Genomic DNA, 11,260 nt, shown 5'->3' with positions numbered 1-11,260 from the left:
TCCGTCATATCCCTCAGGCGTGATGTGGGATGGTCGACAGGACACCCAGCCGAGCGAACTGCGGGCCGATGAGCCAGGCGTCACGCGATCTGGTTGAGGATTCGAGCGGAACCTTCTGACCGGACAACCGTTCGCCTCGATCTAAAACGAAGGAGGTCACGGACCATGGATTGGAACCGCGTCGAAGGAAATTGGAAGCAGGTCAAAGGCAAGATCAAGGAACGGTGGGGTAAACTCACTGATGACGATCTCGATCGGATCGCTGGCAAGCGCGACCAGCTCGAAGGCAAAATCCAGGAACGCTACGGTATCGAGAAGGATCGCGTCCGTAAGGATGTCGACGACTGGTACGGTCAGCAGGGCTGGTAGGAATTGCGCTAGATGGAGATGGGGCGCTGTCGGACGGCAGCGCCTTTTCTTGCGTTGGTATCGGGTGCGGCTTCTAACTTCAGCCTCCATCCCAAATTGGGCGAGCGCCTAGTTCCGATGGTCAGCGAGCTCGGATCCCCGTTGAAGTGCGATGCATCGGGCATATGAAACTCTGGCAGTTTGCTCTGGTGGTGACGTGGCGGGTCTCCCCGCAGGCACCGGACAGCGATGTCGTTTTCTGCATCCGGCGATTTTCTAGTAGTCTGGATGTTCAATGCCGCGCCCGAAACGATGGTAGGCGGCGGTGCACGTTTTGTCTCGACATTCCGGATGTCATTTGCTGCAGGTGCTGTTCTGCGGCAACCGTGGTGGGCGCCTATGGCGTTATAACCTCCGTGGTCATGGGCGGCGGCCTGACTGTCCTCACGATGGCCGTTATCGTCTGGGCCATCGGCAAATCAGGGCACAGTTGGAGTGCGCCTTAAGGTGCCGATCTGACGTGCTGCACATGACATCTGCTAGCGCGCCAAAGATTGCCGGCCATAGGGCTGGCAAAACCTGCCGTTCATTGAAGAGCAGGTTTGTCATCCACCCCAATCCGTCATCGGTGCGCCTGCAGGCCGGATGCGCGAGATGGTGGAGGTGATCTCGGCCGCGACGGAGCTCACCGGCGACGTCGACAAGGCGATCTACTGGTATCGCAACGAACCGATCGTTGACTATTGTCATCGCACGGCGGCCGAGTTCGTCGCCGACGGTCAGGTCGAAGCGGTCCTGGGCCTACATCCGGGATATTGAGGATGGGGGGCGCGCTCGGGCCGGACGATATCTTCCATCGCTATCTGGCACCCAAATGGGCCATCCTACCCACCAGTGGTGCGGGAGCGGCGATCGACGGCGGTCGTTTCAACCGGCCAGGCATCAAAGCGCTCTATTTGTCCCATTCGACCCAGGCAGCGCTGGAGGAATACAAGCAGGGCGCCAGCATCGTCCCTCGGCAACGCTTGCCGCCTACCTCCAGACTTCAAGCGGACGTTGGCACATTGTGTGGTATCGTGTTCGAGGGCCGGAAAATAGCGGTCGTGTTGGTTGGCATCAGAGCACGGCCAGCGCCAGCGGATTCTTGGCGGGACCGTGGATGACCGAGCCGTCCGCTGAAAATATCGAGCCATGATCAGGGACAGTCCCAGGTCCGGTCGGCATTGTTCCAGGTCACCGTGCAGCCCTTGTGGGTGCATTTTGCCGACAGCACATGCAACCCGCCTTGAGCGTCGCGGCAGACAGCGATCTTTTCGCCGTCCTTCTCGATCACGCCGCCATGTCCAGGCGCGATTTCATCGGTTGACGCGACGATGGACTGGCTGTCGCCATCGCGATGGAAATCGTCAGGAGCAGGACGCGCGGGATCGTAGAGCGCTTTCCAGCGGCTGCGTTGTCCCGCAACTAGATCGCAGATCAACATTCCGGCCGCCGTGCCGTTGCTGATACCCCAGGCATTGAAGCCGGTGGCGATATAGAACCCCGGTGCCTTCCTGGCGTCGGGTTCGCCGACATAGGCGATCCGATCCGGCGTGTCGTAGTCCTCGTTGCACCAACGCCAGGCTGCGCTGCCGACATCGAAATAGCCGCGTACCCAGGTTTCCAACTCCCTGAACCGCGAGGCGACATCGCCATCCTGCCCGGTATTGAACCGCGGACCCAGCACGACAAGCAATGGACCATCCGTATCGCTGCCCGTCCGCAACGAACGGCTCGGCTCCTCCAGGCTGATGAACATACCGTCCAGCAGATGTGCGTCATCTGTCCGGAACGCCATCGCCACATGCATGCGCGGCTGTGTGCGCCGGGCCATGCCCAGCGGGCTCTTGACGGTCATGTTCGTGGCGATGACGATGTTCTCCGCATGAACGGTTCCGTTGTCCGTGACCACGCGCCAACGGCTCGCTTCGTCGATCAGCCGAGCACGGCTTCGTTCGAAGAGCAAGCCACCGCTTTTGACGAAGGCTCTGGCCAAGCCATGGAGATATCTCGCCGGATTGAACTGGGCCTGGCCGGGGAAGCGCAAGGCTGCCGCCGTTTCGAATGGTAGAAAAGCGCGGTCGAGAACCGTCGCCTCCAGGCCGAGAGACCTTGCTGCGGCTGCTTCGGCTTCGATATCATTGCGACGGTCCGGATCCCGCGTATAGACAAAGGCATCGCGATCTTGGAGGTCGCAAGCGATTGAATGCCGATCCACCCAGCCGCGGATCAAGTCGCACCCTGCCTGGTTCGCGTCGGCATAGTCCTGCGCCAACGCACGTCCTCGCAGCTCGATCAACTGCCGATAGATCAGCCTGTGCTGCGTAGTGATCTTGGCCGTCGAGCGGCCTGTCACCTGTCCGCCGATATCGAGCGCTTCCACAACGGCTACCTCATGGCCCTCTTCCCTGAGGCGCAGGGCTGTGGTGAGACCGACGATTCCAGCGCCTATGACGACAGTCTCGGCGTGGATTGAGCCCTGCAGGCTTGGATAGCGAGGCGCAGAAAGACCGGCTGTCCAGCAACTACCCACCGCGCCGGGAAGTTCGGCGTCCATGGTCAGGTCCGCTCGAAGGTGCCGACGAGTTCGGCCTGCCCCAGCATATGTGGTTTGGCTCTCTCCATCACCTCGTCGACCGGCGCTTTCTCGTCGAGATGCAGTGTCTCCACGTCGAGCGCCAGAAGCCTGAAATGGTAGTGATGAAGGCCATGTCCACGTGGCGGCTGGGGGCCGTCATAATGAGGATTGCCGAAATCATTGACGCCATGACCGAGGCTTTCGATCTTGGCGCCCGCTGTCGTACCCTCCGGCAGAATGTTGCGTTGCGGGTCAATGTCGTAGACCGCCCAATGGCGGAACGTACCCGAAGGGGCGTCTGGGTCCTCTACGACCAAGGCGAAGCTTTTGGCTCCCGCCGGAGCATCTCTCCACTCCAGCGGTGGCGAGACATTCTCGCCATCACGAGAATGTCTCGGCGGTATCCTTTCACCATGGGCGAAGGCCGGACTCTCGAGGGTAAAGGCCATAGTCGCTGATCTCCATGTCTGTATTGTTGAATAACAACGACGGACCGCTCATGTTCCGGACAGACTGTCCGCTACATTTTTTGAAGCGATGACACTCTTTGGCGGCGGGCCGCTTTTTGCCTCCTTGCGGCTCCCGCGTCGGCGTTCACTAATTCCCGGCGTTCATTAATTCATCGACGGAGAAACAATCTTCGCGGTCAGGTGTTCTACCCGCAGCGGGCGTGTCGGCGATTTCTTCATCTGGAGGCGATGATGAGTGCAACCGGCCTCGATATTTTCGACAAGACAGTGCAGACCACCAATGAGCTTTGCGCGAGATTATTTCCTCAGCCGGAGACCGTCTTTCCGAATTGTCGTGGCGAGCAACCACGCAATTATGCTTGACGCGCACGCGTCTTGGCGGCTTTCTCCGCCGCCTGCTTTCTTCCGCGAGCGATGCCGCCGCCTTGGTCTGCCGTGAGAGCGCCTCGTGTGATGCCGTGTTCTTCGGCTCGTGCTTGGGGACCTGGGAAACCGCCCTTGAGACATTCGGGCGGCGTTTAGGAGTGCGCTCGCCTTGACCGACCTCGTAGGCATATTCGGCGCCCTCACGAGTGCTCTCCTTAACCTTGCCCTTCGTGGGGGGCGGCAGGTCGACCCCGGTCCGACGTCCCTCGGAAAGACCGATGGCGATTGCTTGCTTGGTCGAGCGCGCGCCATGCTCACTCCGTCGAACCTTCTCGATCTCCTCGTGGGTGAACTCGCCGGCCTGCGTGGTCGGAGACTTGCCTTCGCGCTTTTCCTTTCGCGCCTTCTCAATGGTTTTTCTGTCCGGCATCGCGTCCATTCTCGGATATGACGTGTACTTCAACGTACTCAACGCATCAGGACCGCAATTGATCCTGCCTAACCTGCTTCCGTCAGGCTCGCCCACCATGCGCTCGACCGGCAGGTCGACAGCCTCCTTCTAATGCCGCCCTGCGTTTATCGCGGCGGCATTACTGAAGACGGCACATTCCGGTTCTACACTACTGTCATTGACCGCATTGCGCGGGCTGACCTGAGGCTATGCCTCTATCATTTTCCGGATATATGCGGCGTGCCAGTGACGCCGCGCGTCATTCGGCGGCTGGACGAAGCTTATCCGAGTATCATCACAGGCGTTAAGGACAGTGGCGGTGATTTCGATTTTACCGAGGCTCTTATCCGCCGGTTCTCCCACCTCTCCATCTATACAGGTTCGGAGACCCATCTTCCGCAGGCGCTCGCGGCTGGTGCCCGCGGGACGATATGCGGCCTTGGAAACGCAATGCCGCGACTGATGCGGGCGATGTTCGATGCACCCACCGCCTTCGATCGCCGCAAGGTAGTGCCGGCGCTCCTCTCAGGCGACTTCATTCTCTCTCGACGGCCATTCCCCGCGTCAGTGAAAACGATACTGGCCTCCGTGAACGCCGAGCCAACCTGGAACCGCGTGCTCCCGCCGATGTCGGAAGTGCCGATGCCGGAGCGTGCATGGATGGTGCGAGATTTCGCGCGTTGGGAGAGTGGGCTGGTAAAGTGACGCCTTGCAGTGGATATTGAGATTGTCCTGGACGAGAACGATTTGCTTGGCATCGGCGCAGTGGATGTCGGCCAGTTGCTTCAGCACGTGAGCATAATCCACCGCGGTGTGGCGATCGGTGACCTCGATGTGGCGCCAGCCCTCGAGCGGGGCAAACAGCATGAACAGATTGGCGGTGCCATTGCGCGCATACTCATGGTCAAACCGGGCCGGGCGTCCCGGTTTCATGGCAATCGGCAGGCGCGTCTCGGCAATCAGCTGCTTCGAGGTCTCGTCCAGGCAGACCAGCGGGTAATCAGGATCGTGTCGCCGCGTGTAGACGGCCAGCACGTCCTCCATGGCCGCGACGAACGCGCTGTTGGCCTTCGGCGGGATCACCCAACACTGGCGCCGATGCGGCTTGAGAGAGTTTTTTTAAAACCCGACCGATCGTGGAGTCGCTGGCGCGCTCGACAATGCCGAGTTCCACCACCTTGTTCTCCAACAGCCGCAAGGTCCAGCGCGCGCGTCCCTTCGGAGGCCTGGAACAGGCCAAGGCGATCAGTTTGGCTTCCTTCTCGCCGTCGAAAATCGGTGGCACGGCCGGCGTCGCGCGAGGCTTGCGGCGCAGCACAGCCTCAAAGCCCTCTTCCACCAATTGTTTGCGCACCCGATAAACCATGAGCGTGTTGGTCTCCAGAGCCTCGACTATCTTGCTGTCGCTCCACCCTTCGCCGGCCTCCGAAGCATCCGCCTTCAGCAATATCCGTGCCTTCAACAGAAGCCGCGCCGGGCTCTTGCCCTTCCGGATCAGCGCTTCAAGCTGTTCGCGCTCGTCCGCGCTCAGCCGAACCACATACTTCTTTACCGCGATTTCCCTTCCAGCCATGCTCGCCTCCGTCGTTCGATGCGATCATAGCGAATCACCAAATCGTTACGAATTGGTTGAAGCGAGCGACTAGCGGAGAACCTCTTTGACGAGACGATGATCGCCAGGATGAAACGCGGCGCCTATCTGGTGAACACGGCGCGGGGCAAGATCTGCAATCGCGATGCCATCGCCCGCGCGCTGGAGAGTGGCCAACTCGCTGGCTATGCCGGCGATGTCTGGTTCCCGCAGCCGGCTCCCAAGGATCATCCGTGGCGATCGATGCCGCATCACGCGTGTGAACGCTAATCAGAGGCACGGACACATCAATCTTCTTTAGCGGACTTTTTCAAACCGGCCAGCATCGTCCAATTTTTCTTAAGTTCGGCCTTGGTCTTTTCGTCAACCTTGGCAGCAGAACCCATGTCGATCTGCCCCCAACGTCACCCTTGTCTTGTTCTCGTCCGAGTCGAGCGCAGCGGAAATCGATCTAGCTCGGATCACTCCTGGCCTTGAAGCGTGCTGCCTCTTCCGAACCGCGGGTGGCGTCGCCGGCGCTGTAGGAATGCGCGCCAGCGCCGGCGAGCTTGCCGCCATCGACGATCAGATATTCCTCACGGATCGGCCGGCCTTCGAACCAGCATTCGAGAATTTCGCGGGTGCCCGCGGCGTAGCGCGCCTGGGCGGAGAGCGACGACCCTGAAATGTGCGGCGTCATGCCGTCTCCGGGTGCAGAGGCGCATTGATCGTGACCACGTCGCAGACGCCGACCATGGATGCGGGATCCTGGTGGAAGGCGACGCCAAGTTCTTTCTCGACCGCCTCAGGCAGGCGGTGGCGATCGGTGTAGTGCAACTTGACGTCGAACGGCTTCAGCCGGCGCAACACCGCGCTGCCGATCCGGCCGGCGCCGACGGTTCCGATCTGCATTCCTTCGATATCGTAAGAGCGTGCGACGCAGTCGGCGATATTCCAGCCGCCTTTCACGACCCACTGGTAGGACGGGATGTAGTTGCGCACGAGCCCCAGGATCATCATAACCACATGCTCGGACACGCTGATCGAATTGCAGTAAGTCACCTCGGCGACCGTGATGCCGCGGTCCATGGCGGCCTGAAGATCGACATGATCGGATCCGATGCCGGCGGTGATCGCAAGCTTCAGTCTGCTTGCCTTGGCTATTCGTTCTTCAGTCAGATATGCCGGCCAGAACGGCTGCGAGATCACGATTTCGGCGTCAACGAGCTCGCGTTCAAAAATGCTGTCGGGACCGTCTTTGTCCGAGGTCACTACCAGGCTGTGGCCCGCGCTTTCGAGAAATTTCCTCAGGCCGAGTTCGCCCGACACGCTACCGAGCAAGACCCCCGGTTCAAAGTTGACGGCCTTCGGCGTGGGAAGTGTCTGGCCGCCGGGATAGCGGTCGAGCTTCGGCAAACCATCGCGCGCATATTTTGTCGGATAACCGTCGACCGGATCGTCATAGAGGACGCAAACGACCTTTGCCATTGTGTATCTCCCTTCGTCTGACAACGAAGAGGAAGACGCTCTGTTGTTAACGCTGCCGGCCAACGATGGTCGGCACGGCGATGCGCTGTTGAATTGCTGGTGGCGAGCAGACTCATCTGCCGGCGCTTCCTCATTCGAAAAGTTGTGCGCTATTGCGTATTACATGGAAGACCCGGGCATGGTTTCAAGTGCTGCGGGCGGCACTGGTGCAGCGTTCGAGTTCCTTTATTTCAGACCGCGCGCACGGTCTGCTGACAACAAATGCTTGATGCGGACACTTCAGAATTGCCGAGGTTGGGCACCGTGCATCATGATCACTGACAGGCTCCGATTTCGCAGGCCTCAAGGGCTTCTGCATCCCCCCAAAGATTGCAAACAACCTGTTAGTCAGCGCTTATCAAGCAGACGAATCTCGCACTGCTTGCCGCTCAGACGGTATTGCCAAGCCGTTCGCAACGCTCACCGATGTCACCTGGAAATGGCGAACGTGACGAGACAGACAGGCAGCTTATGCAAGTCCTGATCAAGTTCGAGTTGCGGACGCACTAGCCAGCGCTACAGGGCTAGCCTTTCCACAATGCGGGCCGTTTATTGCCTTTTTACAGAAGATACGAAAACGCCGCTCGACCGGAAGGGAGCGGCGTTTACCAAGTGTGGTGTCCTACCCTAGACGAAACCCCGATTTGGTCGGGGCCGTCGGACTTGAACCGACGTTTCCAGCTCTTGTTCGCTATTAGTGTATAGGTGGTGTTTTCCTGTCGTCCTTGCAAGCGCCATCGGCGCAGCTTTGCAGGGTGTGCAAGGATAGTCGGAGTCGATACAATTCCATCCGAATTCCGCAATTGAACGACCGCTGCTTTCCGGCTTCCGTGACGCGCACACTCGCTGGTTCTGCCGTCAGCAATGTCATCAATCGACCGGTCGCGTTCGACGCGGCTCGGAACGGCGATGATGCAACGATATCCTGACTCGCCGTAACGGCAGACGCTGGCCCTGTCGCCTAACTGCTCCGCCACTGTTTTCAGTGGAGCCGTAAGCCCGCGCCGAAAAATACTAGAAGCCCCGCTCCTGCGGTGTTTTTCGTTGGGGGAAGCGTTGCGGCGACATCGACGGGTGATCCGCAGGAGAGGGAGCAGCGCCAGAGATCAGCGATGCGGCTTGGTCGGCACAAGAGGACGGCAGGCCAACCTTTGACGGCCAAGACGTTCCCTGGCCTGATCGCCCACTGCTATCCCGGCCTGATGGCAATAATCATCGACCACTGTGGCCAGTATTGAAAGCTGCTTTGAGTCCGCTGAGTCATTGAACGTCATTATCGCTTCTCCCTTGGTTGGGCGAAAGCGTGGTGGTCTCTTCCACTCGCCGGCTTGCCGGGAAGGTGCAGGCGACCACCGATATATAGTGTGCCGGTTTGGTACATACGACTCAATTTGAACTCGTTGGCAGCCTTCATGACGATGAAGGCCGGACTGTTGATCAGGTCGTGCGCCCTGAGCAGACGATAGACTGAAGCCTCATCGACGCTCGCCGCCGCCGGTATCGGCGTCATGAAGTTCGAGCGGGAATACTTCACCATGCCCTCGACCTTGCCCTTGTCGTTCCCCTTGGCGGGAGCGCACTAGCCGAAGAAGCTCTTTAATCAGTGATCCCACAATATCTCCTGGAGCATTTCCTCGACCGAGTACGGCGAAATTCCAAGTTCTCCAAATCCCGGCATCTGCGGCGATGACACGTTGTCGACCTGCATCAGTTCCACTTGATTCCGAGTGACGGGCGGGCTCGGGAGCATTTCGGCGAACCAAGCCAGCGCGTGCCAAGCGGCAAATGGGATTGGAATCAGTTTGGGCTTAAGACCGGCTTCGTGCGCAACGGCTCTGAGAAATTCCTTGTAAGAGTAGACGCGAGGACCGCCGCACTCGTACGTGATCGCATGCGTCTCCGTCCCCTGCAGCGCTCTTGCGGTCGCCTCTGCCACATCGCCCACATAGGCCGGCTGCAATCTCGTCAGGCCGCGACCGAACATCGGATAGATTGGAAGCCGGCGGAGAAGTTTGAGGACAATGGTGAGAAACGCGTCATCCGGTCCGAACATCACCGCCGGGCGGATGATAGTGGCGTCAGCAAACGCTGTACGCACCACCAGTTCGCCTTCGCCACGCTTACGGATGTAGAGCGACGGCGAGGCAACATCGGAGCCGATTCCTGAAACGTGAGCGAGCCGTTCGACGCCAGCTTGGTGTGCTTGAGCTGCAACCCGCCGGGGCTGACTCGACATGCACGGAATGAAAGGTCTCCTGTCCCTGTTCGACATAAAGACTGACCGCATTTACAACACCGTAAGCACCGGCAAGTGCATCGGCGATCGCCCGCTCATCGTGGACATTGGCTTCGACCGATTGAAGTTGCGGATCATCAGAACCAAACAACTTCTTGGCCCGTTCCGGATGTCTTGATGCAATCCGAACGAAAAACTCACCATTGCGGAGATGCCGAACAACGCGGCGGCCGAGAAACCCGGTTCCACCGAACACGGTGACGACGCGATGGTTCATGGAAGCCATGGCTTAGACTTTATCAGCTCATGTCAGCCGTCTCGATCCGGCGGTTCAGGTCACGCGGACGGCACGCCTGCTGACCACTATCTATCACATGGGCTACCTCGTACAGATTGGGATCGATCTTGTCCGTCAACTGATCGAAAATGACCCCACTCCTTGCGGAATTCCGGCGACTGATGAGCCGATCGCAGAAGATCGCGATTCTGCCATTGGACATAGTTGACGATGCGCCGCCCGTCGAGACTGCGATGCAGGCGGATTGAGATGAAGCCAGGCTGGCGCGCCATAGCGCGCTCGCTCGGTCATGACGGACAATGCCTCGGCCTGCTTGTCCGGTTCAGAAACGACGATGGTGATTTGGGTGACAGGCTGATTGTCGGTTCGGATGTGTGGCATAAACGACCTCACTTGATTGGCAATGGATTTGCCGTGTCACTGCTGGCGGTCGAGGGGCCGCCCCGAGCGATCGAGCACCCGATCGATCTTGCTCGCCATGATGAAGTCGTTCTCGTGCAGTCCTTTGATCTTCTTGGTGCTCAGGGAAACCGTCACATAACCCCAGCCGAAGCTGATGTCGGGGTGATGGCCCTCGGTTTCGGCGAGCTCACCTATCTCCTGAACAAGGGCGAGCGCGTCCCGGAAATTGCGACATCGAACGCTCCGCTGGATGCGGTGGGCATCGTCACCCAGCTCCCAATCAGGAGCCTGTGCCTGAAAGCGTTGGGCTTCATCACGCGTGAGCGGCGGGACGCCGCCGCGACAAGGCGTACATGTTTTCTCGGCAAGAGTGTCGGTCATGTTCCTGTCTCCAAGACTATTTTTAGCAGCAAAAACGACAGCGACGAGCGCCTATCGATCGATCTCCCCGAACACGATGTCGAGCGAACCGATGATCGCCGAGATATCGGCTCGCATGTCCCCGCGTCGCTGGCCTTCCGTCGTCCTGGCTATAGTTTTCAGGCGCCGCTCAGTAGTCCATTCCGCCCATTCCGCCCATACCTCCTGCGCCACCCATAGCGGGCGCATCCTTCTGCGGCATGTTCGCAATCATTGCTTCAGCGGTGATCAGGAGCGCGGCAATCGAGCCGGCATCCTGCAGGGCCGTCCGAACGACCTTGGCCGGATCGACGATGCCGGCCTTGATCATGTCGACATAGATCTCGTTCTGGGCATCAAAACCCTGACTGTGATCCTTGCTTTCGGAGAGCTTGCCGACGACGATCGAGCCTTCGACGCCGGAATTCTCGGCGATCTGGCGGATCGGCGCTTCGAGCGCCCTCAGCACGATCGAAATGCCGGCAGTCACATCGGCATTGGCGCCGGTCAGCCCGGCCAGAGCCGACCTGGCGCGCAACAGCGCAACACCGCCGCCGGGAACAATGCCTTCTTCCA

12 protein-coding genes and 5 pseudogenes are annotated in these 11,260 nt (G+C 59.5%); 5 read left to right on the top strand and 12 right to left on the bottom strand.

The window, feature by feature from the left end; all coding sequences use genetic code 11:
* Window positions 1-165 precede the first annotated feature (165 nt).
* The 3 genes and pseudogenes from MESS2_RS29340 (at window position 166) to MESS2_RS31800 (ending at window position 1,511) form a co-directional block, all read left to right on the top strand.
* The gene (locus MESS2_RS29340; protein ID WP_008878327.1) at window positions 166-369 is read left to right on the top strand and encodes a CsbD family protein; all 204 of its coding nucleotides are present in this window, start codon (window positions 166-168) and stop codon (window positions 367-369) included.
* A gap of 595 nt (window positions 370-964) precedes the next feature.
* Window positions 965-1,180: pseudogene (locus MESS2_RS29335) on the top strand (hypothetical protein); the annotation flags it as partial.
* Complete coding sequence (locus tag MESS2_RS31800; RefSeq protein ID WP_008878323.1) at window positions 1,170-1,511, top strand: RES domain-containing protein; 342 nt, start codon at window positions 1,170-1,172, stop codon at window positions 1,509-1,511. The pseudogene MESS2_RS29335 and the gene MESS2_RS31800, both read left to right, overlap by 11 nt.
* On the opposite strand, the pseudogene MESS2_RS29325 reads toward MESS2_RS31800, so the two are convergent.
* From MESS2_RS29325 to MESS2_RS33140, 3 genes and pseudogenes are all read right to left on the bottom strand, one after another.
* Window positions 1,465-2,944 (bottom strand): annotated as a pseudogene (locus MESS2_RS29325) (FAD-dependent oxidoreductase). The gene MESS2_RS31800 and the pseudogene MESS2_RS29325 sit on opposite strands and share 47 nt — an antisense overlap.
* 2 nt (window positions 2,945-2,946) lie before the next feature.
* Window positions 2,947-3,414, bottom strand: coding sequence for a YbhB/YbcL family Raf kinase inhibitor-like protein (locus MESS2_RS29320; RefSeq protein ID WP_008878321.1), 468 nt, complete (start codon window positions 3,412-3,414; stop codon window positions 2,947-2,949).
* Window positions 3,415-3,562: 148 nt separating this feature from the next.
* A complete protein-coding gene (locus MESS2_RS33140; RefSeq protein WP_209436142.1) occupies window positions 3,563-4,231 on the bottom strand; it encodes a DUF6496 domain-containing protein in 669 nt (222 codons plus the stop codon).
* Window positions 4,232-4,363: 132 nt separating this feature from the next.
* On the opposite strand from MESS2_RS33140, the pseudogene MESS2_RS34305 reads away from it, so the two are divergent.
* A pseudogene (locus MESS2_RS34305) lies at window positions 4,364-4,831 on the top strand (dihydrodipicolinate synthase family protein); the annotation flags it as partial.
* Here the strand turns inward: MESS2_RS34305 and MESS2_RS33725 are convergent.
* A complete protein-coding gene (locus MESS2_RS33725; protein ID WP_083918723.1) occupies window positions 4,817-5,296 on the bottom strand; it encodes a transposase in 480 nt (159 codons plus the stop codon). The pseudogene MESS2_RS34305 and the gene MESS2_RS33725 overlap by 15 nt on opposite strands.
* The gene (locus tag MESS2_RS29305) at window positions 5,253-5,825 is read right to left on the bottom strand and encodes a helix-turn-helix domain-containing protein (RefSeq protein WP_008878317.1); all 573 of its coding nucleotides are present in this window, start codon (window positions 5,823-5,825) and stop codon (window positions 5,253-5,255) included. The genes MESS2_RS33725 and MESS2_RS29305 overlap by 44 nt, the downstream gene beginning before the upstream one ends.
* A gap of 75 nt (window positions 5,826-5,900) precedes the next feature.
* Here MESS2_RS29305 and MESS2_RS29300 point away from each other — a divergent pair.
* Window positions 5,901-6,098 (top strand): annotated as a pseudogene (locus MESS2_RS29300) (NAD(P)-dependent oxidoreductase); the annotation flags it as partial.
* Window positions 6,099-6,294: 196 nt separating this feature from the next.
* Here MESS2_RS29300 and MESS2_RS29295 read toward each other — a convergent pair.
* From MESS2_RS29295 to MESS2_RS29275, 7 genes and pseudogenes are all read right to left on the bottom strand, one after another.
* Window positions 6,295-7,310, bottom strand: a pseudogene (locus MESS2_RS29295) (NAD-dependent formate dehydrogenase).
* Window positions 7,311-8,622: 1,312 nt separating this feature from the next.
* Window positions 8,623-8,886, bottom strand: coding sequence for a hypothetical protein (locus MESS2_RS29290; RefSeq protein ID WP_008878312.1), 264 nt, complete (start codon window positions 8,884-8,886; stop codon window positions 8,623-8,625).
* Between the two features lie 63 nt (window positions 8,887-8,949).
* Complete coding sequence (locus MESS2_RS33720) at window positions 8,950-9,450, bottom strand: Rossmann-fold NAD(P)-binding domain-containing protein (protein ID WP_244440119.1); 501 nt, start codon at window positions 9,448-9,450, stop codon at window positions 8,950-8,952.
* Window positions 9,451-9,469: 19 nt separating this feature from the next.
* Complete coding sequence (locus MESS2_RS33715; protein WP_244440118.1) at window positions 9,470-9,871, bottom strand: NAD(P)H-binding protein; 402 nt, start codon at window positions 9,869-9,871, stop codon at window positions 9,470-9,472.
* Window positions 9,872-9,948: 77 nt separating this feature from the next.
* The gene (locus MESS2_RS34300; RefSeq protein WP_083918721.1) at window positions 9,949-10,155 is read right to left on the bottom strand and encodes an antibiotic biosynthesis monooxygenase family protein; all 207 of its coding nucleotides are present in this window, start codon (window positions 10,153-10,155) and stop codon (window positions 9,949-9,951) included.
* Window positions 10,156-10,300: 145 nt separating this feature from the next.
* The gene (locus tag MESS2_RS29280; RefSeq protein ID WP_040594336.1) at window positions 10,301-10,666 is read right to left on the bottom strand and encodes a 4a-hydroxytetrahydrobiopterin dehydratase; all 366 of its coding nucleotides are present in this window, start codon (window positions 10,664-10,666) and stop codon (window positions 10,301-10,303) included.
* Window positions 10,667-10,835: 169 nt separating this feature from the next.
* A partial coding sequence (locus MESS2_RS29275) for a TCP-1/cpn60 chaperonin family protein (RefSeq protein ID WP_040594333.1) occupies window positions 10,836-11,260 on the bottom strand: 425 nt, incomplete at its 5' end.

The organism is Mesorhizobium metallidurans STM 2683, from assembly GCF_000350085.1.
Taxonomy (GTDB): Bacteria; Pseudomonadota; Alphaproteobacteria; order Rhizobiales; family Rhizobiaceae; genus Mesorhizobium; species Mesorhizobium metallidurans.
The sequence above is the reverse complement of the archived record's forward strand: the minus strand, read 5'-3'. Positions and strand labels throughout refer to the sequence as shown.

Bases quoted from the DNA above. Each gene is read 5' to 3' on its own strand.
- MESS2_RS29290 (WP_008878312.1), bottom strand. From the start codon at position 8,886: ATGGTGAAGTATTCCCGCTCGAACTTCATGACGCCGATACCGGCGGCG.
- MESS2_RS29320 (WP_008878321.1), bottom strand. From the start codon at position 3,414: ATGGCCTTTACCCTCGAGAGTCCGGCCTTCGCCCATGGTGAAAGGATA.
- MESS2_RS33140 (WP_209436142.1), bottom strand. From the start codon at position 4,231: ATGCCGGACAGAAAAACCATTGAGAAGGCGCGAAAGGAAAAGCGCGAA.
- MESS2_RS29305 (WP_008878317.1), bottom strand. From the start codon at position 5,825: ATGGCTGGAAGGGAAATCGCGGTAAAGAAGTATGTGGTTCGGCTGAGC.
- MESS2_RS29280 (WP_040594336.1), bottom strand. From the start codon at position 10,666: ATGACCGACACTCTTGCCGAGAAAACATGTACGCCTTGTCGCGGCGGC.
- MESS2_RS33715 (WP_244440118.1), bottom strand. From the start codon at position 9,871: ATGGCTTCCATGAACCATCGCGTCGTCACCGTGTTCGGTGGAACCGGG.
- MESS2_RS33725 (WP_083918723.1), bottom strand. From the start codon at position 5,296: ATGGAGGACGTGCTGGCCGTCTACACGCGGCGACACGATCCTGATTAC.
- MESS2_RS29340 (WP_008878327.1), top strand. From the start codon at position 166: ATGGATTGGAACCGCGTCGAAGGAAATTGGAAGCAGGTCAAAGGCAAG.
- MESS2_RS31800 (WP_008878323.1), top strand. From the start codon at position 1,170: ATGGGGGGCGCGCTCGGGCCGGACGATATCTTCCATCGCTATCTGGCA.
- MESS2_RS34300 (WP_083918721.1), bottom strand. From the start codon at position 10,155: ATGGCGCGCCAGCCTGGCTTCATCTCAATCCGCCTGCATCGCAGTCTC.